This is a genomic window from Blastococcus sp. CT_GayMR20, assembly GCF_004570345.1.
Genome location: NZ_SPQM01000028.1, coordinates 1 through 22,443 on the forward strand (window position 1 = coordinate 1; position 22,443 = coordinate 22,443).

Annotated in this window: 15 protein-coding genes; 12 read left to right on the plus strand and 3 right to left on the minus strand. The window is 69.9% G+C overall.

The window, feature by feature from the left end:
* On the minus strand, window positions 1-2,225 hold a 2,225-nt coding region (gene treY / locus E4P40_RS09185; protein ID WP_135158372.1), incomplete at its 3' end, for a malto-oligosyltrehalose synthase.
* On the minus strand, window positions 2,222-4,348 hold the full coding sequence (gene glgX, locus E4P40_RS09190) for a glycogen debranching protein GlgX (RefSeq protein WP_135158373.1): 2,127 nt from the start codon (window positions 4,346-4,348) through the stop codon (window positions 2,222-2,224). The genes treY and glgX, both read right to left, overlap by 4 nt.
* 446 nt (window positions 4,349-4,794) lie before the next feature.
* Between glgX and uvrB the strand changes: the two genes are divergently transcribed.
* The 12 genes from uvrB to E4P40_RS09250 all read left to right on the plus strand — a co-directional run bounded on the left by uvrB (window position 4,795) and on the right by E4P40_RS09250 (window position 21,661).
* The gene (gene uvrB, locus E4P40_RS09195; protein ID WP_135158374.1) at window positions 4,795-6,912 is read left to right on the plus strand and encodes an excinuclease ABC subunit UvrB; all 2,118 of its coding nucleotides are present in this window, start codon (window positions 4,795-4,797) and stop codon (window positions 6,910-6,912) included.
* Between the two features lie 119 nt (window positions 6,913-7,031).
* Window positions 7,032-7,385 (plus strand): MmcQ/YjbR family DNA-binding protein, encoded by a 354-nt coding sequence (locus E4P40_RS09200; RefSeq protein ID WP_135158375.1) that lies wholly within the window; start codon window positions 7,032-7,034, stop codon window positions 7,383-7,385.
* 288 nt (window positions 7,386-7,673) lie between these two features.
* On the plus strand, window positions 7,674-8,756 hold the full coding sequence (locus tag E4P40_RS09205; protein WP_135158376.1) for a TerC family protein: 1,083 nt from the start codon (window positions 7,674-7,676) through the stop codon (window positions 8,754-8,756).
* Between the two features lie 123 nt (window positions 8,757-8,879).
* Window positions 8,880-9,974: a TerC family protein gene (locus E4P40_RS09210; protein ID WP_135158377.1), complete on the plus strand. Its 1,095-nt coding sequence runs from the start codon at window positions 8,880-8,882 to the stop codon at window positions 9,972-9,974.
* Between the two features lie 34 nt (window positions 9,975-10,008).
* A complete protein-coding gene (locus E4P40_RS09215; protein ID WP_135158378.1) occupies window positions 10,009-12,063 on the plus strand; it encodes a S9 family peptidase in 2,055 nt (684 codons plus the stop codon).
* Between the two features lie 787 nt (window positions 12,064-12,850).
* The gene (locus E4P40_RS09220) at window positions 12,851-13,987 is read left to right on the plus strand and encodes an extracellular solute-binding protein (RefSeq protein ID WP_135158379.1); all 1,137 of its coding nucleotides are present in this window, start codon (window positions 12,851-12,853) and stop codon (window positions 13,985-13,987) included.
* A 36-nt stretch (window positions 13,988-14,023) separates the two neighbouring features.
* On the plus strand, window positions 14,024-15,088 hold the full coding sequence (locus tag E4P40_RS09225; protein WP_135158380.1) for an ABC transporter ATP-binding protein: 1,065 nt from the start codon (window positions 14,024-14,026) through the stop codon (window positions 15,086-15,088).
* The gene (locus tag E4P40_RS09230; protein WP_135158381.1) at window positions 15,089-16,036 is read left to right on the plus strand and encodes an ABC transporter permease; all 948 of its coding nucleotides are present in this window, start codon (window positions 15,089-15,091) and stop codon (window positions 16,034-16,036) included. It begins immediately after the preceding gene.
* Window positions 16,033-16,944 (plus strand): ABC transporter permease subunit, encoded by a 912-nt coding sequence (locus E4P40_RS09235; protein ID WP_135158382.1) that lies wholly within the window; start codon window positions 16,033-16,035, stop codon window positions 16,942-16,944. The genes E4P40_RS09230 and E4P40_RS09235 overlap by 4 nt, the downstream gene beginning before the upstream one ends.
* 36 nt (window positions 16,945-16,980) lie before the next feature.
* Complete coding sequence (locus tag E4P40_RS09240; RefSeq protein WP_245160225.1) at window positions 16,981-18,567, plus strand: aldehyde dehydrogenase family protein; 1,587 nt, start codon at window positions 16,981-16,983, stop codon at window positions 18,565-18,567.
* Between the two features lie 4 nt (window positions 18,568-18,571).
* The gene (locus E4P40_RS09245) at window positions 18,572-20,341 is read left to right on the plus strand and encodes a thiamine pyrophosphate-dependent enzyme (protein WP_135158383.1); all 1,770 of its coding nucleotides are present in this window, start codon (window positions 18,572-18,574) and stop codon (window positions 20,339-20,341) included.
* Window positions 20,342-20,491: 150 nt separating this feature from the next.
* Entirely contained in the window at window positions 20,492-21,661 is a 1,170-nt protein-coding gene (locus tag E4P40_RS09250; protein WP_167762165.1) for an alpha-hydroxy acid oxidase, read from the plus strand.
* Between the two features lie 31 nt (window positions 21,662-21,692).
* On the opposite strand, the gene E4P40_RS09255 is transcribed toward E4P40_RS09250, so the two are convergent.
* Entirely contained in the window at window positions 21,693-22,421 is a 729-nt protein-coding gene (locus tag E4P40_RS09255; protein WP_135158385.1) for an isochorismatase family protein, read from the minus strand.
* Between the last annotated feature and the right edge of the window lie 22 nt (window positions 22,422-22,443).

The window sequence follows — 22,443 nt, forward strand, 5'->3', positions numbered from 1 at the left end:
CGCCACGGGCCGTTGGGCAGCTGGAGCGCGGTGTCGCCCCAGCCGTCCTCGGCCAGCCCGACCGGCAGCCGCGTGGCGACGGCGACGACGCCGCCGCGGTCGAACGCGACCACGTGGTCGGCCGCCGTGCCCCTGACCTCCACCGGCTCGTAGCCGGCGAACCACTCCGGGTGGTCCCGCCGCGCCCGCAACGTGCGGGAGACGACGAGGAGCTTGGCCGCACCGGTCTCGTCGACGGCCGGGACCGCGCCGCCGTCGAGGTCGGCGAGGAGCTTCCGGCGCAGCGCGTAGTCGACCGGCCGGCGGTTGTCCGGGTCGACCAGCGAGAAGTCCCACAGCTCGGTGCCCTGATAGACGTCGGGGACGCCGGGCATGGTCAGCTGCAGCAGCTTCTGCGCCAGCGAGTTCGACCAGCCGAAGGGCGTGATCCGGGAGACGAAGGCCTCGATCGCGGCGTGCGTCGCCCCGTCGTCGAACGCGGCGTCGACCAGTGCGTGCAGCTGCCTCTCGAACTCCTCGTCCGGCGCCGTCCAGGTGGTGGAGGTGCCTGCCTCGCGGGCGGCCTTCTCGACGTAGGCGTGCGCCCGCTCGCGCGACAGCGGCCACGCCCCGACCAGGTTCTGCCACACCAGGTGGGCCAGCGGCCGGTCGGCGAGCGGGTGCGCGTCGAGGAGCCGGCGCACCAGCTGCGCCCACTCGTCGGGCATCTCGGCCAGCACGGCCAGGCGGGCCCGCACGTCCTCGCTGCGCTTGGTGTCGTGCGTCGACAGCGTCGTCATCGACTCGGGGTAGCGCTCCACGCGGCGCTGCTGGGCCTCGTGGAACTCGGCGATCGAGCTGCCGAAGCGCGACGGGTCGCCGCCGACCTCGTTCAGCGCGACGAACCGCGCCCACCGGTAGTAGGCGCTGTCCTCGACGCCCTTCGCCATGACCGGGCCGCTGGTCTGCTCGAAGCGGGTCGCGGCCTCGGTGCCGGCCTGAGCCAGCACGGGGTGCAGCGCGTCGACGGCGGCGACGAGGTCGGGACGGCGCTCGCGGACGGCGGCCACCGTGGCGTCGAGGTGCTCGCGCCCGTCGGGCAGGTAGCTGCGGTAGACCGGGAAGGTCGCGAGCAGCTCGGCCAGGGCGTCGGTCTGCTGCGCGGGCTCGATGCCCGGGAGCTCGCCGATCACCCGGACCAGCCGGGCGACCTCCGAGCCGAGCATGCCGTCGGTGACCTCGCGCTTGCTCATCCGCACGAGCGCCTCGTAGTCGACCGCCCGGCCGGACAGCTCGGTGTCCAGCGCCGTCAGCGCGGCCTCGCCGGCGGGGTCCACCAGCACCTCGTCGACCTCGCTCAGCGCGTCGTAGCCCGTCGTCCCCGCCGTCTTCCAGGACGCCGGGAGGTCCTCGCCGGGCTCCAGGATCTTCTCGACCACGGTCCAGCGGTTGCCGGAGGCCTCGGCGAGCCGGTCGAGGTAGCCCTTGGGGTCGGCGAGGCCGTCCGGGTGGTCGATCCGCAGACCGTCGACGGCACCCTCGCGCACGAGCTGCAGCACCAGCCCGTGGGTCGCGTCGAAGATCGCCGGGTCCTCCACCCGAAGGCCGGCGAGCGTGTTGATCGCGAAGAACCGGCGGTAGTTGAGGTCGGAGTCCGCGCGCCGCCAGTCGACGAGCTCGTAGTTCTGCCGGCTGTGGATCTCCTGCGGCGTCCCGCTCTCGGTGCCGGGCGCGATCGGGAACCGGTTCTCGTAGTAGTGCAGCTCCCCGGCTCTGCCGTCCCCACCCTCCCGACCGACGACCTTGAGCTCGGCGACGTCGTCCGCCGACCCGAGCACCGGGATGCGCACCTTGCCGCCGCCGAACTCCCAGTCGATGTCGAACGCGGCCGCGTGCGGACTGGCCTGGCCGTTCCGGAGGACGTCCCACCACCACGGGGCAGCCGCGGCGTCCGCGACGCCCATGTGGTTGGGCACCAGGTCGAGCACCAGGCCGAGGCCGTGCTGGTGCAGGGACGCGACGAACCGGTCGAAGCCCTCCCGGCCGCCGCGCGCCTCGTCGATGTGTGCGTGGTCGACCGTGTCGTACCCGTGGTTGCTGCCCTCCGCGGAACGCAGCAGGGGGGAGGAGTAGGCGTGGGACACCCCGAGGTCGGCCAGGTAGCCGGCCACCTCGGCGGCGTCCTCCAGGCGGAACCCCGCATGGACCTGCAGGCGGTAGGTGGCCGCCGGAACGCCGTGCGTCACTGCGCGCCCGCTTCGACCGCGGGACCCTGCAGCACGATGACGGCCCGGCCCTGGACGGTCACGGTGCCGCCGGGCTTGATCTCGACCGGCTCGACCTCGTCCATCTCCGCGGTGTCGAGCACCGTCGTCCAGGTCGGGGCGTAGTCGTCGCTGGGCACGGTGAACTCGATCGGCTGGTGCGAGGCGTTGAACGCCATGTAGAAGTGGTCGTCGACGACCTCCTCGCCGCGCTCGTCGGTGCTGCGGATGCCGTGCCCGTTGAGGTAGACGGCCAGCGACTTCGCAAAGCCGGCGTCCCAGTCCTCGTCGGCCATCTGGTCACCGGCAGGGGTGAGCCAGTCGATGTCCGGCACCGGGTCGCCCTGCCCCCGGCGGATGGGCCGGCCGTGGAAGAACCGGCGCCGGCGGAACGTCGGGTGGTCGGTCCGCAGCTTGGTGACCTTCTTGGTGAACTCGAGCAGGCCCTCGTCGATGTGGTCCCAGTCGATCCAGGTGAGCTCGGAGTCCTGGCAGTACCCGTTGTTGTTGCCGTTCTGGGTGCGGCCGAGCTCGTCCCCGTGCAGCAGCATCGGCACGCCCTGGCTGAGCATGAGCGTGGCGATGAAGTTCCGCTGCTGCCGGGCCCGGCAGGCGAGCACGTCGTGGTCGTCGCTCGGGCCCTCGACGCCGCAGTTCCAGCTGCGGTTGTGGCTCTCGCCGTCGTTGTTGCCCTCGCCGTTGGCCTCGTTGTGCTTCTCGTTGTAGGAGACGAGGTCCCTGAGCGTGAAGCCGTCGTGCGCGGTGACGAAGTTGATGCTGGCGAACGGGCGCCGTCCCGAGTGCTGGTAGAGGTCGGCCGAGCCGGTGATCCGGCTGGCGAACTCGCCCACGGTATCGCCCTCGCCCCGCCAGAAGTCGCGGACGGTGTCCCGGTACTTGCCGTTCCACTCGGTCCAGAGGGCGGGGAAGTTGCCGACCTGGTAGCCGCCCTCGCCGACGTCCCAGGGTTCGGCGATGAGCTTGACCTGGCTGACGATCGGGTCCTGGTGGACCAGGTCGAAGAAGGCAGCCAGGCGGTCGACGGCGTGCAGCTCGCGGGCCAGGGTCGAGGCGAGGTCGAAGCGGAAACCGTCGACGTGCATCTCGGTGACCCAGTAGCGCAGCGAGTCCATGATCAACTGCAGCGACTGCGGCGTCCGGACGTTCAGGGTGTTCCCGGTGCCGGTGTAGTCCATGTAGTACTGCTTGTCGTCCTCGACCAGGCGGTAGTACGTCCGGTTGTCGATCCCCTTGAACGACAGCGTCGGGCCGTTGTGGTTGCCCTCGGCGGTGTGGTTGTAGACCACGTCGAGGATGACCTCGATGCCGGCCTCGTGGAGCGCCCGCACCATGCCCTTGAACTCCTGGACGTGCTGACCGGCCGTCGTGTTGCTGGCGTACTCGTTGTGCGGCGCGAAGAAGCCGATCGTGTTGTAGCCCCAGTAGTTGCGCAGGCCCTTCTGCTGCAGGGTGTCGTCCTGCACGAACTGGTGCACCGGCATGAGCTCGATGGCGGTGATCCCGAGCTCGGTGAGGTACTCGATCGTCGCCGGGTGCGCGATCCCGGCGTAGGTGCCGCGGAGCTCCTCGGGCAGCCGCGGGTTGGTCATCGTCAGGCCCTTGACGTGGGCCTCGTAGATGACGGTCTTGTGGTACGGCGTCCGCGGCGGGCGGTCCACGCCCCAGTCGAAGTAGGGGTTGACGACGACGGACTTCGGCATGTGCGGCGCCGAGTCGTCGTCGTTGCGCTCCTTGGTCTTGAAGTCGTAGCCGAAGACCGACTGGTCCCAGTCGATCTGGCCGTCGACGGCCTTGGCGTACGGGTCGAGGAGGAGCTTGTTCGGGTTGCAGCGGTGGCCCCGCGCGGGGTCGTACGGGCCGTGCACGCGGAAGCCGTACTTCTGGCCGGGGTGGATGCCGGGCAGGAAGGCGTGCCAGACGTACCCGTCCATCTCGGGGAGCCGGATGCGCTCCTCGTTGCCGTCGTCGTCGAAGAGGCACAGCTCGACCGTCTCGGCCACCTCGCTGAAGATCGCGAAATTCGTGCCGGTGCCGTCGTACGTAGCCCCGAGGGGGTAGGCACTGCCGGGCCAGACCTGCGTCATCTGAGGGTTGTTCCTTCTGCTTGGCGCCCCCGGAGGACGGGGGCCGATGGCCCGCCGCGCAGGCTGCGCGGCGGGTCGATGGGCGTGCTGATTCTGGGGCTCGTGGGGGTGGCGGCTGTCGGGTGCCCCCCGGCAGCCCTCCGCACACCTGGGATCCGTGTGAGTCCCGCCGCTCCGGGGGCGATCACGGAACGACGACGCCCCCCGCGGCGGTGCCGTGGAGGGCGTCGTGCGCAGGACCGGCTGGGCGGCCGGTGGTCCGCTCACCGCGGACCGACCTCGCCCGGAGGTCCCGGGTGGCGCTGGTCCGTGGCTTGAACCGCCTGCGACCAGGCACGCTAGGGCGCCGCTCGACCCAGGACAAGTAGCAGGCCCCTCTCGGTTCCCGCAGGCACCAGATCTCGCTCGGAACCGTTCTGTCACACCTCCGACGTACCGTCTCTCCCGTGCGCACGACCACCGACCTCCGGCCCACGCAGGGGCGCTTCACCGTCGTCAGCGACTTCGAGCCGTCGGGTGACCAGCCCGCCGCGATCAAGGCGCTCGCCGAGCGGGTCAACAGCGGGGAGAAGGACGTCGTCCTGCTGGGGGCGACCGGTACGGGGAAGTCGGCCACCACCGCGTGGCTGATCGAGCAGGTGCAGCGCCCGACGCTGGTCATGGCGCCGAACAAGACCCTGGCCGCCCAGCTGGCCAACGAGTTCCGCGAGCTGCTGCCCAACAACGCCGTCGAGTACTTCGTCTCGTACTACGACTACTACCAGCCCGAGGCCTACGTCCCGCAGACGGACACCTACATCGAGAAGGACTCGTCGGTGAACGACGAGGTCGAGCGGCTGCGCCACTCGGCCACCCAGAGCCTGCTCACGCGGCGGGACGTCGTGGTCGTGGCGACCGTCTCGTGCATCTACGGCCTGGGGACGCCGCAGGAGTACGTCGAGCGCGCGCTGAAGATCAAGCTGGGGGAGTCCCGCGACCGCGACGACCTGCTCCGCACGCTGGTCACCGAGCAGTACACCCGCAACGACCTCTCCTTCACCCGCGGCACCTTCCGGGTGCGCGGCGACACGATCGAGGTCTTCCCGGTCTACGAGGAGCTCGCGGTCCGGATCGAGATGTTCGGCGACGAGGTCGAGCGGCTGTACTACCTGCACCCGCTCACCGGCGAGGTCGTCCGCGAGGTCGAGGAGCTGTTCGTCTTCCCGGCCACCCACTACGTGGCGGGGCCGGACCGCATGGAGCGGGCGATCCGCGGCATCGAGGCCGAGCTGGAGCAGCGGCTGGCGGAGCTGGAGCGGCAGGGCAAGCTGCTGGAGGCGCAGCGGCTGCGCATGCGCACGACCTACGACATCGAGATGATGCGCCAGGTCGGCTTCTGCTCCGGCATCGAGAACTACTCGCGGCACATCGACGGCCGTGCGCCCGGCAGCGCCGGCAGCTGTCTCATCGACTACTTCCCCGACGACTTCCTGCTGGTCATCGACGAGTCGCACGTGACCGTGCCGCAGATCGGCGGCATGTACGAGGGCGACATGAGCCGCAAGCGGACCCTGGTCGAGCACGGCTTCCGGCTGCCCTCGGCGATGGACAACCGGCCGCTGAAGTGGGAGGAGTTCACCGACCGGATCGGCCAGACGGTCTACCTGTCGGCCACCCCCGGCCACTACGAGCTCGGGCGCACCGGCGGGGAGTTCGTCGAGCAGGTCATCCGCCCGACCGGCCTCATCGACCCGGAGGTCGTGGTCAAGCCGACCAAGGGCCAGATCGACGACCTGGTGCACGAGATCCGCGTCCGCACCGAGAAGGACGAGCGGATCCTCGTCACCACCCTCACCAAGAAGATGGCCGAGGACCTCACCGACTACCTCCTCGAGCTGGGCATCAAGGTGCGGTACCTGCACTCCGAGGTAGACACCCTGCGCCGGGTGGAGCTGCTCCGCGAGCTCCGGCAGGGCGAGTACGACGTCCTCGTCGGGATCAACCTGCTGCGCGAGGGCCTCGACCTGCCGGAGGTCTCCCTCGTCGCGATCCTGGACGCCGACAAGGAGGGCTTCCTCCGCTCGGGCACGTCGCTCATCCAGACCATCGGCCGGGCGGCGCGCAACGTCTCCGGGCAGGTCCACATGTACGCGGACAAGATCACCCCGTCGATGGCGCAGGCGATCGAGGAGACCAACCGGCGACGCGAGAAGCAGATCGCCTACAACACCGAGCGCGGGGTGGACCCCCAGCCGCTGCGGAAGAAGATCGTCGACATCCTCGACGGCATCTACCGCGAGGCGGAGGACTCCGAGTCCGCCGAGCTCATCGGCGGCTCCGGGCGGCAGCAGTCCCGCGGCAAGGCGCCGGTGCCGGGCCTCTCGTCGAAGAAGAAGCCGGGGAAGGCCGGCGCCATCGACGTCCAGGGACTGCCGCGCAACGAGCTCGCCGACCTGATCACGCAGATGAACGAGCAGATGCTCGCTGCCGCTCGGGAGCTGCAGTTCGAGGTGGCCGCCCGGCTGCGCGACGAGCTCCAGGAGCTGAAGAAGGAGCTCCGCCAGTTCGACGCCGCGCACGCCTGAAAGTAGAAGGACCTCCTCCCGCCCACCCTTGGCGAGCTCAGGGCGGGACCCTGGACGAGGCCGCGACCACCCCTCGCAGGCTCGGGGCGGTGCCCTGAAGGGGGCCGGAAGGGAGATCTTTGGAGCGCGACGAGCTGATCGCCTACTGCCTGGGGAAGCCCGGGGCGGAGGAGACGTACCCCTGGGGCGACGGCGAGCTGGTGGCGAAGGTCGGCGGCAAGGGCTTCGCCTTCATCGGGCTCGAAGGCGGCACCGTCAGCGTGAAGTGCGGCCGGGACGCCGCCGAGGCGGCCGAGTGGCGGGAGCGGTATCCCGGCGCGGTGACGATGAGCCACTACGTCGGCCGCTACGGCTGGAACTCCGTCGACTGGACCGGCGCCCTCCCCGACGACGACGTCCGGGAGCTGGTGGACGCGTCGTACGACGCCGCCGTCGCCGCCCTGCCGAAGAGCCGCCGGCCCTCAGGCGGCTGATCGGGGGGCGATGTGCGCGCCCCGCGACGAGGATCACTCGTCGGCTCGATGCCCCAGATGGGGAATCCGTGCGTCGGCCGGTAGGTTGTGCGAGACGGATCCCATGACGCATCGCAGGCGATGACGCCTGTGCGGAGCGGGATCCGACGTGGAGGGGAGTATCCCGACACGGCAGCGTCGTCATCACGAGGTCCGATGACCTCCGGTGCTGCCGGTCGCCGGCTTCGGGTCGGCGGCGGGAGAGACCTCCGGTACTGACGACTGCCAGTTGCCGGAGGAACCTGCTCTATGGACGTCCCGTTCTGGGTCTGGGCTGTCACGATCGCCGCGATCGTCGGCATGCTCCTGTTCGACTTCGTCGGTCACGTGCGGACACCGCACGCTCCGACGCTGCGTGAGTCCTCGATCTGGTCAGCGGTCTACGTCGGCATCGCCGTCGTGTTCGGACTGCTGATCGTCGCCTTCTACGGCGCGGACTTCGGCGGCCAGTACTTCGCCGGCTACATCACCGAGAAGAGCCTGTCGGTCGACAACCTCTTCGTCTTCGTGCTGATCATGGCCAGCTTCGGGGTCCCCCGCGAGCTGCAGCAGAAGGTGCTGCTGTTCGGGATCACGTTCGCGCTCGTGCTGCGGACGGTCTTCATCATCGTCGGCGCGGCTGCCATCGAGAACTTCAGCTGGGTCTTCTACCTCTTCGGCGCGATCCTCATCTACACCGCCTACGTGCAGGCCCGCAGCGGCGGGCACGGCGGCGAGGAGGACTACAAGGAGAACGCCGTCCTCCGGGCCGCCCGCAAGGTCTTCCCGACGACGGAGGAGTACCACTCCGACAAGATGACGGTGCGGCTCGACGGCAAGCGGTTCATCACCCCGCTCGCGATCGCGCTCATCGCCATCGGCAGCGCCGACATCATCTTCGCCGTCGACTCGATCCCGGCGATCTTCGGCCTGACGCAGGAGACGTTCCTGGTCTTCACCGCCAACGCGTTCTCGCTGCTCGGCCTGCGCCAGCTGTTCTTCCTCATCGACGGCCTGCTCGACCGCCTGGTCTACCTCGCGTACGGCCTCGCGGTGATCCTCGGCTTCATCGGCGCCAAGCTCGTCATCCACGCCCTGCACACCAACGAGCTGCCCTTCATCAACGGCGGCGAGCACGTGACTGCCATCCCGGAGATCCCGACCTGGCTGTCGCTCGTCGTGATCCTTGCGACCCTGGTGGTCACCACCGTGGCCAGCCTCGCCCGGAACCGGCACGTCCGGGCCCAGCGGGTCGAGGCCGGGGAACGGGTGGCGGCCGATGGAGCCGCATCGCTCGAGGACGACGGCAGCCGCCCCGTCGGGGCCGGCGGTGCGGCGCAGCGCAGCGGCTGACCCCCGCCGTCAGAACCCCGTGGCGGGGGCCCGGGAGCGGGGCCCCGCCGTGATCCATCCGACCCGTCCGATACCTCTTCCGCCGTCGGCGGCGGCAGAGGCACCCCCGTAGAGTGAGGCCCCGTGGAGCTCCCCGTCTGGTTCGAGATCGCGACGTTCGTGGGGCTCACAGTCCTGCTGCTCGCCGACCTGGCCATCGTCGCCCGTCGCCCGCACGAACCCTCCTTCAAGGAGGCCGGGCTGTGGGTGAGCTTCTACGTGGCGCTGGCGCTGATCTTCGGCGTCCTGCTGCTGGCCTTCACGAACGGCCAGTTCGCGACGGAGTTCTACGCGGGCTGGTTGACCGAGTACAGCCTGTCGGTCGACAACCTGTTCGTCTTCGTGATCATCATGGCCCGGTTCCGGGTGCCTCGGCACCTGCAGCAGGAGGCCCTGATGGTGGGCATCATCATCGCGCTGGTCCTGCGCGGGATCTTCATCCTTCTGGGCGCCGCCCTCATCGCCCGCTTCACCTGGGTCTTCTACTTCTTCGGCGCCTTCCTCGTCTACACCGCGATCAACCTCGTCCGGCACCGGGGCGAGGACGAGGGGTACGAGGAGAACGCCTTCATCCGCCGGATGCGGAAGGTCCTGCCCATCACCCAGGACTTCCATGGCGCCAAGGTCCGCGTCACGGAGAACGGCAAGAAGTTCTGGACGCCGATGATCATCGTGTTCCTCGCGCTGGGGACGACGGACCTGGTCTTCGCGCTGGACAGCATCCCGGCGATCTTCGGCCTCACCCGTGAGCCGTTCATCGTCTTCACGGCCAACGTCTTCGCGCTGATGGGGCTGCGTCAGCTGTACTTCCTGCTGGGCGGCCTGCTCAAGCGGCTGGTGTACCTGTCACTGGGTCTGGCGGTGATCCTGGCCTTCATCGGCGTGAAGCTCGTCATGGAGGCGCTGCACGAGAACAGCCTGCCGTTCATCAACGGCGGCGAGCACATCGACGCGGTGCCGACCATCCCGATCTGGCTGTCGCTGACCATCATCCTGGGTGTACTCGTGGTCGCCACGGTGGCAAGCCTCGTGAAGACACGAGGTCAGATGATCGAGCCCGACGAGCCGGTGGTCACCCCCGAGACCGCCGAGTCGGTCCCCACCGGCGGCCCGGAAGCGGCGGCCGCGGCGGAGGCTCGGATCGCCGACGAGTCCGACGAGGAGCGCGCCCGCCGCTGAGGGGTGTCGGCGGGTCCCGCTAGCGTCGCCGGTCATGCGGCCGACCGACCTCGCACTCCTGCGCACCCCGGGCGTCCCGACCGTCTCGCCGGACGGACGGATGGCCGTCGTGGCAGTGACGCGGCCGGACCTCGACGCGGACGAGTACCGCAGCCAGCTGTGGGCGGTACCCACGGACGGTTCGGCGCCGGCCCGTCCGGTGACCTCCGGGCACCGGGACACCGCGCCGGCGTTCTCGCCGGACGGCCGGTGGCTGGCCTACCTCAGCGCCGAGCCGGGCGGAAAGCCGCAGATCCACCTGGTGCCGACGGCCGGTGGCACCGCGCGCCGGCTCACCGACCACCACCTGGGGGCCGGTGCGCCGGTGTGGGCGCCGGACTCCCGGCGCCTCGCCTACACCGCGCGGGTTCCGGAGCAGGGCCGCTACGGCACCACCGAGGGAGTCGGTCCCGAGGCGGAGCCGCCGCGGCTGATCACCACCCTGCAGTACCGGCTCGACGACGTGGGCTTCCTGGTCGACCGGCGCAGCCAGGTCTTCGTGCTCGACCTCCCGGAGGACTTCGCCGACGACACCCGGGCCGTGCCCGAGCCGGTCCAGGTCACCACCGGCGACGCCGACTGCGCCGACGTCACCTGGCGCCCGGACGGCGACGAGCTCGCCTTCGTGTCCGCCCGCCACCCGGGTGCCGACCGCGACCTGGTCCGTGACGTCCACGCCGTCCGGCCGGACGGGTCGGGTCTGCGCCGCGTCACCGAATCGAACGGCGAGTGCTCGCTGCCTGCCTACGACCCCGTCGGCCGCACGATCTACCTCACCGCCGTCCCCGACCTGGGTCCGGACGGGCTGGACTTCGTCGCCCGGCAGGCCGTGCCGTGCCGGGTGGCGGCGGACGGAGGGCCGCTGGAGCCGCTGCTCGACCCGGAGGAGCACCACCGCGGCGACGAGACCCCGGCGACCGTGCTGCACGGCGACGCCGTCCTCGTGGGGGTCGAGCGGCGGGGGGCGGTCGAGCTGCTGCGGGTCCCCGTGGACGGTGGTCCGCCCGAGGTGCTGGTCGAGGGGCCGTTCACCGTCCGCAGCGTGGCGGCCGCCGGCGGGGTGGTGGTCGCGGTCGTCGCCCACGACCGGTCGGTGGGCGAGCTCATCGCGCTCACGCCCGGTGGCCGTCGGCTGCTGACCGGCTTCGGCCGCCCGTTGGGCGAGACCGGCCGCCTGCACCGCATGACGGAGCGGACGGCGACCGCGCCCGACGGGTACCCGGTGCACGGCTGGGTCACCACGCCACCCGGGCCGGGACCGCACCCGGTGCTGCTCACGATCCACGGCGGCCCGTTCGCCCAGTACGGCTGGACGCTCTTCGACGAGACCCAGACCTACGTCACGGCCGGGTACGCGGTCGTGCAGTGCAATCCCCGGGGGTCGTCGGGCTACGGCTCCGCGCACGGCCGGGCCATCCGTGGCGGGTTCGGCGGGCTCGACGCCGCCGACGTCCTGGCGTTCCTCGACGCCGCGCTCGAGGACCCGCAGCTCGACGCCGACCGGGTCGGGATCATGGGCGGCTCCTACGGCGGCTACCTGACCACCCTGGTGATCGGGCGCACGAACCGGTTCGCCGCCGCGATCAGCGAGCGTGCGTTCCTGGACCCGGTGAGCTTCGTCGGATCGTCGGACATCGGCTGGGCCTTTCCCGACCAGTACCTCGGCACCGACCCCGAGCAGGTGGCGGCGCAGAGCGCGATGGCCGGCGCGCGCGGGATCACCACCCCGACGATGGTCATCCACTCCGAGGAGGACTGGCGCTGCCCCGTCGAGCAGGGGGCCCGGCTCTTCGTCGAGCTCAAGCGCCGCGGGGTGCCGGCGGAGCTGCTGCTGTTCCCGGGGGAGGGTCACGAGCTGTCCCGCACGGGGCGGCCCCGGCACCGGCTCGCCCGCCTGGAGCACGTGCTGCGCTGGTGGGCCCGCTGGCTGCCGGCGCCGGAGAACCGGGAGGAGCCGGCCGCGGTCGAGCCGGTCCGGGATGCCGCACCGCCCCTCGAGGAGCCGGCGGGCGCAGAGCCGCTGGCCGTGCGGGCCACCCGAGTGGACTGACCCCGCCCCACGCTCGACCCTCCTCGGCAGGGTGGCGGTCATCTGCCCATGGGAAGAGGGAGCGCCGGTTGTCGTGATGGTCCGACATGCGGCAGCTGTGCGGAGGACCTGCGCGAGGCCGCCCGGCGACGCGTGCCGTGTGCGGTCGTTGACCACACCGACGTTCACCTGGCTGATGCAGACCGAGAGGGACCGCGGTGGCATGCGTTGCCGGGCGGGCCCCATCCCGCACTCGCTGTCGGCCAGGGCACCACGTCGCTGGAGGCTCTGGGCCCTGACCGTCGACACCCCGGTCGCCGGACCGCCGCTGCGACGTGCGCAACGGCTTCACGATCGCGCCGGCACTGACCGTACGGACGTTGGCGAACGCGGCGCTGCTTCCACGGTCGTGGGTACATGCTGACGACGCCGCCCAACCGGTGGCCGCCGACGAGCCGCCGGCAGCTGAACCCGTCGCTACGCCAGTGGAGCAGCTGCCCGGGATCGCGGCCGCCGTCCCTTCGGCCCCCGCGTCTGCCTGGTCGGTCCGGGGGGGTACCTGTACGGGCTGATGGCCGGCGGTGACCGGGGCATGCAGCGTGTGCTCGACATCCTGGCCCGCGAGATCAGCCGCCCCAAGCAGGTTGTCGGGTCACCTCCGGCGGAACCAAGCGGAGAGGGTCCGGCTGCGCCGCTGAGCGGACCCGCGCCCAGGGCATCAGGCCTGCGGAACCGTTGACATCTGAACGTTCAGTCGTCCAAGCTGGCGCCCCCGCAGTCTCAACGAGGCACTAGGTGGTCAGTCGATATGAACCGGCGCTCGAAGTCGATTCTCCCGAGCATCATGTCGTTGGCATTGGTGGCACTTGCTGCCTGCGGTGGCGGTGGCGGTGGCGATGGCGATGCCGGTGACGCCGCAGCGACGGACGACGGGGAGTTCGAGAGCGGCACGTTGGTGGTGCTCGGGAGCTCCCCCGACATCAACGCCGCATGGCAGGCGAATGTCGACCAGCAGTTCACCGAACTCACCGGCGCGCAGATCGAATGGCTCCCCGGGGCAGCGCCCACCAACCTGACCAAGCTGCTGCAGTCGAAGGGCGGGGCCGCCCCGGCCGATGTCGTCTTCCTGGACACTCCGACCCAGACTCAGGCCATCGCGGCGGATGTGCTCCAGGAACTGGACCGCGACAAGCTGGCGGAGTCGGGCGAGTACCTGTCCGACGAGGTCTTCCCCAACGAGGGGTACGGGCCTGCCAACATCGTGATCCGCCTCGGCACCTGCGTGAACACAGCCGAACTCCAGAAGGCCGGCATCGAGTTGGAGGGCTCCATCGAGGACTGGTTCAACCCCGCGCTCCAGGGTCACTTCTCGATGCCCGACATCTCGACCTTCTACACCCAGGCCACGCTCCCGGCCCTCGCGGCGCACTTCGACGTCGAGCCCGACGATCCTTCCGGACTCCTCGACAGGATCGAGCAGGCGGCCCCCGTGTCCTTCTGGACCAGCACCGCCGACGTGCAGCAGAGCCTGCAGTCGGGTGAGGTCTGGGTGACGCCGATCCTGGACGGCCGCTGCCTCAACCTGGCACTCCAGGGGCAACCCATCGAGTTCCAGCCCCTGAACCTGGAGATCGAGGGCGAGGACTACCGCTACATCGGCCTCTATGACACGTGGGACCTCGTGAAGGGCACCGAGAAGCCCAACCTGGCGCACGCTTTCATCGACATCTCACTGAACGAGCAGTCCATGTCGAAGATCCAGGCGGACTACGGCTACCTTCCTGCGCGCTCCGACCTCCTCGAGAAGGCCAAGCAGGATCCCGAACTCGCCGACATGGTGGGCGACTACAACCCGGAGGACCTCTACGTTCCCGACTACCAGGAGTGGTTCTCGAACCATGCCTCGACGTGGGTGGACGCCTGGAATCAGCGCTTCAAGGACTGACTCCGTCCAGCGGTACCGCCCAGTCGAGGAGGATCGGTGACGTTCGCGGCCAACGCTCGCGTGGGTGTCAAGGATCTGACCGTCAAGTACGGACACGTCGTCGCCGTCGACGACGTCTCGCTCGAGATCGAACCGGGTGAGTTCGTCTCGCTGCTGGGCCCTTCGGGGTCCGGCAAGACGACGATCCTGAAGACGGTGGCGGGGTTCGAGTCGCCGACGCTCGGCCAGGTCACCGTCGACGGAGCGGTGATCAATGACCAGGCGCCGCGCTTCCGCAACTTCGGCATGGTGTTCCAGAACTACGCACTGTTCCCCCACATGAGCATCGAACGCAACGTCGCCTTCGGGCTCCGGGCGCGGAAGATGGACAAGCGGGAGGTGACCGAGGCGGTCGGCGAGATCCTGGACCTCGTGGGCCTGACCGAGTACGCGAGGCGATACCCCGCCCAGCTCAGCGGTGGTCAGCAGCAACGGGTGGCGCTGGCCCGCGCGATCGTGATCCGGCCGCGGCTCCTCCTGATGGACGAACCCCTGGCCGCCCTGGACCTCAAGCTGCGCCAGCAGCTGCAGCTCGACATCCGGAGAATCCAGCAGCAGCTGGGTATCAGCACGCTCTACGTCACTCACGACCAGGAGGAGGCGCTCACCCTCTCGGACAAGGTCGTGGTGATGAGCCAGGGGCGCATCTCGAGCCTCGGCCGGCCCCATGACATCTACCACGAGCCGTCCACGCACTTCGTCGCCAGTTTCGTCGGCAACAAGACGGTGATGGAGGTGGATGCCGATGCGGCGGCTTCGGGCCGGGTCTCCGGTCTGCCCGGTCAGCTCGGAGCCGTCGAGCTGGGGCAGGGCTTCCGCGGGGGCCGCACCTACGTCGTCCTCCAGCCCGAGGACATCGCCTGCTTCCGGCAGGAGGTTCCGGGATCGGTCACGGGGATCGTCACCGGACGCCGCTTCCTCGGGAAGATGGGCCTGATCACGGTGCAGGCGGCCGCCCAGGTGTTCCACGTCAACGACCGCGAGCTCGATGCCCAGCAGGGGGAGACGGTCCACCTCACCTGGAGGTCCGAACGCGCCCACGTGATCCACGAGGAGCGTTGAGTGTCCGGTGAGCAGAGTGGCACCGACGTTGCCGACCGGGTGGCCGACGTCAGCCCGAAACCGCGGCGGGGGAGTGCCGCGCTCCGCCGGGTGGGGTCCTGGCGTATCGGTGGGGTCAAGGTCGCGCCACTGCTCGTCCTGTACGTAGCGTTCTTCGTCATCCCGCAGATCTACTTCTTCCGGCTGGCCTTCTACCGGCCGGCCCTGTTCGGCGAGGTGACCGGTCCCCCCGGCTTCGGAACCTTCGCCGACGTGCTCGGGAGCGAGTTCTACCTGTCCGCGATCTGGCAGACGATCGTGCTGTGCTCCCTGGTGACGATCTTCGTGCTCCCTCTCGCCTATCCCATCGCCTATCTCATCGTCCGGTTCCGGCGCGTGGGTGGCTTCCTCTTCATGGCGACCGCCGCCACCATGTTCAGCAGCACGGTCGCCATGATCCTCGGATGGCGGGTTCTCCTCGCGAGGAACGGCCCCATCAACGATGTGCTGATCGGTTCGGGCCTCATCGACGAACCGCTCGACATCAGCAACAACTTCACCGCGGTCGTCATCGGTACGGTCCACGCGGTTCTTCCGATCGTGATCATCGGATTGATGCCCGTCATGCAGCAGGTGCCGCCGACCCAGGTGATGGCGGCGCGCAGTCTCGGCGCCAGTGAATGGTCCATCTTCTCCCGGATCTTCCTGCCGCAGACCATCACCGGGTGCGTGGCCGTGGGGATGCTCGCGTTCGCGACCACGGCCGGGGCCTTCACCACGCCCGTGCTGCTGGGTGGTGGCCGCGTCGGCGTGCTCTCGATCCTCATGTACTCGGATGCCACGACTGCGCTCAACTATCCGCGTGCCGCGGTGCTGGCCGTGATCCTGTTCGTGATCGTTCTCCTCACCGTCGCGATCTCGCTCGGCTACTCCCGGTTCAGGATCGGGAGAAGGGGGACCTCCTCGTGACGGTGACGGGCATGGGCGCGGACGTCCGCGACGCGCCGACGGGCGGATCGTCCGGGTTGGGCAGGAACGTCGGTGAACTCCGGCAGGGCCGGGTCCAGCGGGTCATGGACCGCCTGTCCCACGGCGCACTCTGGGTCGCCGGAACGGTCTCGATGGTGTTCCTGCTCGCGCCCGTGGTCGTGGTCGTGCTCGCGTCCTTCAACCGGGTGCCGGCTCTCGACGTGCCTCCGCGCCGCTGGAGTCTGTCCTCGTACGGAGCCATCTCGCCGGCCCTGTACGAGGCGTTCTTCCTGAGCCTCCAACTGGCGGCGATGGCGGCTGCCCTGAGTGTCGCACTCGCGGTGCCGGCAAGTTTCTGGCTGGCGCGGACCCGCGGTGTGCTGCCACGGACCGTGGACACCTTCTTCCGGAGTCCGCTGCAGGTGCCGCGGATCGTGCTCGGCATGAGCCTGTACCAGGCGTACGTCCTGTACCAGCTGATGAGTGGGGTCTCGCTCCGGGGAACGTTCACGGGTCTGCTGGCCGCCCACGTCGTTCTGGTGACGCCCTACGTCATCGCGACCTGTGTGGCGAGCATCGAAGGGCGCGGTCAGGATCTCGAGCTCGCCGCAGCCAGTCTGGGCGCTTCACCTCTCCGCGTCTTCGTCCAGGTGAGTCTGCCCGTGATCCGTCAGGCGCTGATCGCGTCGGCGGTGCTGGCTACGCTGATCAGTTTCGACGACGTGCCGTTGTCGCTGTTCCTGTCCGGCGCCGGCACGACGCCCCTCCCGGTGCAGTTGTTCGCACTGAGCGAGCAGAACCTGACGCCGTCGCTCTACGCCGCCGCCACGTTGACGCTGGCCTTCTCGATAGTCATCACCGTCCTCCTGGAGAAGTTCGTCGGGCTGCGTCAAGCCCTCCAGCGCTAGCCGTATCGGCTGATCCCGATCCGCGAGGAGTCGCTCGTGCGTCCGAACCTCACCATCGCCTCGTCGCCTGATCCACTCGGGGGACACCCCTCGGGCGGCGACTCGACGGGCGGGCTCCAGGAAGCGATCGCACGCGGCGAGGCGGATGCGGACACCATCGCTGCGCGCGCCGATGCGCTCCTGGGCGAGCAGCGCCGGCTGCTCATCGGTGGCGAGCTGGTGGAAGCGAGCGGGGGACGCACCTTCCCGAGCATCAGCCCCTGGACGGAGGAGGAGATCGCGCGCGTACCGGACGCCGATGCCGGCGATGCGCTCCGGGTCGTCGACGCCGCGTGCGCCGCCGCGCCGGCCTGGGCGGCCGTTCCGCTGCCGGACCGGGTACGGCTGGTCCAGCGGGCGGCCGACGTGCTGGAGGAGCGTCTGGACGACTTCGCGGTCCTCGACACCGCCGATGCCGGGTCGCCGATCAGGCTGACCCTGCAGGACGGGCGCGCGGCGGTGGAGGCCGTCCGGCGGCTGGCGGGCATAGCGCCGGAGCTACGTGGCTCGACCATTCCGGCGACGGACAACCTGCACCTCACGGTTCGCGAGCCCTACGGGGTGGCCCTCCGGATCGTGGCCTACAACCATCCCTTCATGTTCGCCGCCACCAAGATCGCGGCACCGCTCCTGACGGGCAACACCGTCATCATCAAGCCATCGGAACTGGCCCCGCTCTCCGCCCTCCTGATGGGCGAGGTGCTCCAGGACGTCTTTCCCCCCGGTGTGCTCTCCGTCGTCACGGGCCGCGATGCCGCACTGCCACGGGCGCTGGTCCGTGATCCGCGCGTGCGGCGGATCGGCTTCATCGGGAGCGCACCGACCGGGCGGTCCATCCAGCGGGACGCCGCCGAGGGTGCGGTCAAGCACGTCACGCTGGAACTGGGCGGCAAGAACGCCCTGATCGCCTATCCCGACGTGGACCCCGCCGAGGTCGCCCGCGCCGCGGTCGAGGGCATGAACTTCACGTGGTCCGGTCAATCCTGCATGTCCACTTCGAGGCTGCTCGTCCACGAGGCCATCGCCGACGAGGTGGTCGCCCATGCCGTGGAGATCATCGAGGCGCGGCGGTTGGGCTCGCCGTTCGATCCCCGCAGCGAGCAGGGGACGATCGTCTCCCGGGGTCAGCACGACAGGATCCTCGGCCTGATCGACCGCGCGGTCGCCGAGGGCGCCCGGATCCGCACGGGCGGCCGGCGCCCGGACGGTGGTGACCGGGGCCTGGTCATCCCGCCGACCGTGCTCGACATGGTTCGGCCCGGCCAGACCGTCGAGCAGACCGAGGTGTTCGGGCCCGTCCTGTCGGTCATCCGGTGGGGGGACCAGGACGATCCGGTGGCCATCGCCAACGGCGTCCAGTACGGCCTGACGGCGAACATCTGGACCAACGACGTCACTCGTGCACTCACCGTCGCGCGCCGGCTCGAGGTCGGGTACGTCTGGGTGAACGGTTGGCCGCGGCTCTACGCCGGCGTCCCGTTCGGTGGCGTGAAGAACTCCGGCGTCGGGGTGGAGGACGCACTGGAGGAGCTCGAGAGCTACACGACCTCGAAGTCCGTGAACGTCATCTTCAGGCGAGGATGAGCACTTGAGCGGACAGGTCGAGTGGGGCAGCGACGCCATCGCCGGGGCCCTGCGGCAGTCGGGCGTCCCCTACGTGGCGCTCAATCCGGGAGCGAGCTTCCGCGGCCTGCACGACAGCCTCGTGAACTTCCTGGGCAACGAGGACCCGGAGATGCTGGTCTGCCTCCACGAGGAGCATGCCGTGGCCATCGCGCACGGTTACGCGAAGGTCACCGGCGAGCCACTCGGGGTTCTGCTCCACAGCAACGTGGGACTGATGCACGCCTCGATGGCCATCTTCAACGGCTTCTGCGACCGGGTGCCGATGCTGGTGATCGGCGCAACCGGACCCCTCGCCGCCGACAGCCGGCGTCCCTGGATCGACTGGATCCATACCGCGTCCGACATGCCGGCCCTCGTCCGGGACTTCGTGAAGTGGGACGACCAGCCGACCACCGTCAGGGCGTCGGTCGACTCGATCCTGCGCGCCAACCAGCTGACCAGGGCCTATCCGCACGCTCCCACTTACGTCTGTGTCGACGCCGCCGTGCAGGAGCAGCGGGTCGTCTCCTGGAGGTCGCGCGAGGCCGGTCGGTATCGAGCGCCCTCGCGGTCGGCACCGGACGCCGACGCGGTGGTCCGGGCGGCGGAGCTCCTGGCCGCCGCCAGGAATCCCGTCGTCCTGGCCGGGCGGGTCAGCCGCGACCCCGAGGCGTGGCGGCGCCGGATCGAGCTCGCCGAGCGCGTCGGCGCCCGTGTCGTCACCGACCTGAAGACGGCTGCAGCGTTCCCGACGGACCACCCCCTGCACGGCGACGCCCCGGGCAACGTTCTCACCGCATCGGATCGGGCGATGCTCACCGCGGCGGACGTGCTCCTCGCCCTGGAATGGGAGGACCTCGGCGGGACGCTCGCTGCGGCGTTCGGTGACCGGGAGCCGGGAGCCACCGTGATCGCGGCCGGCAGCGAGCACGAACTGTTCAACGGGTGGACGAAGAACGACTACGCGCTCGCCCCGGTCGACATCTCGCTCAACTGCCATCCCGACGACGCGGTGCGCGCCCTGGTGGCCGCGTTGCCCGCCGGGGACTGCCCGCGGGAGACGGCTGCCGACGCGTCGGTCGCGGTGCTACCGGCGCCGGAGCCGCCACCGGCCGTGGACGGCGCACCCCGGGTCACGGTCGGCCTCCTGGGGCAGCGGCTCCGGGCCGCGGTGGGCCCCCGACCGACGGCACTGGCCCGCGTGCCGACGTCCTGGGAGGCGCAGCACTGGCCGCTGAGCGACCCCCTCTCCTACCTGGGCTCCGACGGTGGCGGCGGGGTCGGCTCCGGACCCGGGATCGCCGTCGGTGCGGCGCTGGCGCTGAAGGGCAGTGGCCGCATGCCGATCGCGGTGATGGGGGACGGCGACGCCCTCATGGGCATCACCGCGCTCTGGACCGCCGCGCGATACGAGATCCCGCTGCTGGTGGTGGTGGCCAACAACGGCTCCTACTTCAACGACGAGTTGCACCAGACGCGGATGGCCGATCTGCGGGGCCGGCCGCGGGAGAACGCGCACATCGGTATGCGCACCGAGGGGCCGCGACCCGACATCGCGCACATGGCCGAAGACATGGGGCTGGTGGGCATCGGCCCTGTCCACTCCCTCGAGCAGCTCGACCAGGCGCTGGCCCGTGCGGTGGAGCACGTGGAGGGTGGCCGACCCACCGTGGTGGACGTGATCGTGGAGCGCGGATATCCGCCGCGCGCCGAGGCCGGTGTGCTCAACGACCGTCGGGGAGTGACCGCGTGATACGGCGCCACACGACGAGCAAGAGGAGCGACGAACGAGCAGCCCTGGCCGGTGGTGGGCCTCGCAGACGTCTCGGGCGTCGTCGAGGGGACCGCCCGCGGGGCCGGAGCTGTCCGGGGCAGACGTCGCACGCATGGGCTGCGGGATCCGGTGGCTAAGCTGGATCGCTGTGCGAACATCGACGACCTCCGGTCGATAGCGAAAGCGCGCCTGCCACGGGGCATCTTCGAGTTCCTCGACCGCGGAGCCGAGGACGAGATCGCTCTCCGCGAGAACCGGCTCGCGTTCGAGCGGGTCCGCCTGACGCCGCGCTATCTCGTGGATCTGACCGACCGGGACCTGAGCACGCGGATCTTCGGTGCACCAGTGGCGGCCCCGTTCGGCGTCGGTCCCACGGGCGCCGCCGGACTGCTCTGGCCTCAGGGCGAGGTCGCCTTGGCGCAAGCCGCCGCTGCCGCTGGTATCCCGTTCACCCTGGCCACCCCCTCGATGACGCCGATGGAGACCATCGCTGCGGTGGGCGGGCGCCTGTGGTATCAGCTCTATCTCTGGGAAGAGGCGAGGCATTCATACGAACTCGTCGCCCGCGCGCGTGACCTCGGTTTCGAGGCGCTGGTGGTCACGATCGATCACGGCCTGGGTCATCTACGCGAACACAATGTCCGGAACGGCTACCAGTTTCCCTTTCGGCCGAACCTCGTGGCCCTGCGAGACATGGCCTGCCATCCCCGCTGGCTCTACAACGTCATCCTCCGTACCGGCCTGACGTCGGGGCTGCCGACGAATGTCAACTATCCCCGGGAGTATCGCCGCATCGTTGCGTTCGGTGCGGCGACGCCGCCGACCCCGCCGATGAAGACCTCGATGACCTGGGGCGATCTGGCGTACATACGGGAGTTGTGGCCGAGGAAGCTTGTGGTCAAGGGCGTCATGAGTCTGGCCGACGCCCGATGTGCTGTGGCGCACGGAGCCGACGCGATCGTCATCTCGAACCATGGCGGCCGGGCCTTGGACAGCTCGCGCGCCCCCATCGACGTCCTGCGTGACGTTGCGCCCGAACTGGACGGGTCGGTGACGATCATGCTGGATGGCGGTGTTCGTCGCGGGAGCGACGTGCTCAAGGCGCTGGCGCTCGGCGCCGACTTCGTGCTGCTCGGACGGGCGACGTTGTACGGGTTGGCGGCCGCCGGCCGGTCGGGCGTCGAGAAGGCGATCGAGCTGGTGCGCGATCAGTTCGAGAAGACCATGAGCTACGTGGGCTGTTGCCGGCCGGACGAGCTCGGCAGGCATGTCATCGCAGAGTCGAGCACGCAGCGGTGACGTGAACGCTCGTCGAGGCCGGCTCCGTGGATCAGTGGTTCGTGACCTGCTTGATCGGCGCAGGGGGGGACTGCGGCACGGTCCCGAGGCAGTCGAGTGCCTCGGCCAACGTGATGACATCGCCGTACTTCTGGTCGATCTCGAAGAGGCTCACGCGATGGCTCGTCGCGGCCCGATCGAAGACACACTCCTCGACGACGGCCACACCGAAGCCGTGCGAGAAGCCGTCGACGACGCTGGCGCGAACACAACCGCTCGTGCTCGTCCCTGCTATCAGCAGATCCCGCACACCAGCGGCCTTCAGCCGTTCGGCAAGGTCTCCCTCGAAGAAGACACTGGGCGCGGACTTCTCGACGACCTCGTCTCCGGGAAGGGGGGCGATGTCGTCGACGATTCGGCCGTCGTCGGGTAGCCGCCCATCCAGCCGGCCGTGCTTGTGCTGCCACACGCCGCCGGTGAGCGACTCGACAGAGCTGTCCCGCGAGTAGATCACCGGTCGACCGGCAGCGCGGGCCGCAGCCGTCAGGGTGCCAATCGCGTCGACGGCCGCCCAAGCAGTCTCGCCACAAGAGTTGGGATAGGCGGACCTTGACTCCTCAGGAGTGCTCTGCCGGTGCCCCGTGAAGCCATAGGTGACATCGATGACCAGCACAGCCACGTCGCGGCTGACCTTCTGTCGTTGACCGAAACCTGCACTGGCGTAGATGGCTCGCTCCGCCTCGGGCAGAGCCTCACGCCAGGGCACCGGTGAATCTCCCATGCCTGTGCCTCCAGTCCGAACG

Excerpts from the sequence above, each read along its gene's own strand:
- E4P40_RS09205 (WP_135158376.1), top strand. The coding sequence starts at position 7,674 with ATGGACGTCCCGTTCTGGGTCTGGGCTGTCACGATCGCCGCGATCGTC.
- E4P40_RS09220 (WP_135158379.1), top strand. The coding sequence starts at position 12,851 with ATGAACCGGCGCTCGAAGTCGATTCTCCCGAGCATCATGTCGTTGGCA.
- E4P40_RS09255 (WP_135158385.1), bottom strand. The coding sequence starts at position 22,421 with ATGGGAGATTCACCGGTGCCCTGGCGTGAGGCTCTGCCCGAGGCGGAG.
- glgX (WP_135158373.1), bottom strand. The coding sequence starts at position 4,348 with ATGACGCAGGTCTGGCCCGGCAGTGCCTACCCCCTCGGGGCTACGTAC.
- E4P40_RS09215 (WP_135158378.1), top strand. The coding sequence starts at position 10,009 with ATGCGGCCGACCGACCTCGCACTCCTGCGCACCCCGGGCGTCCCGACC.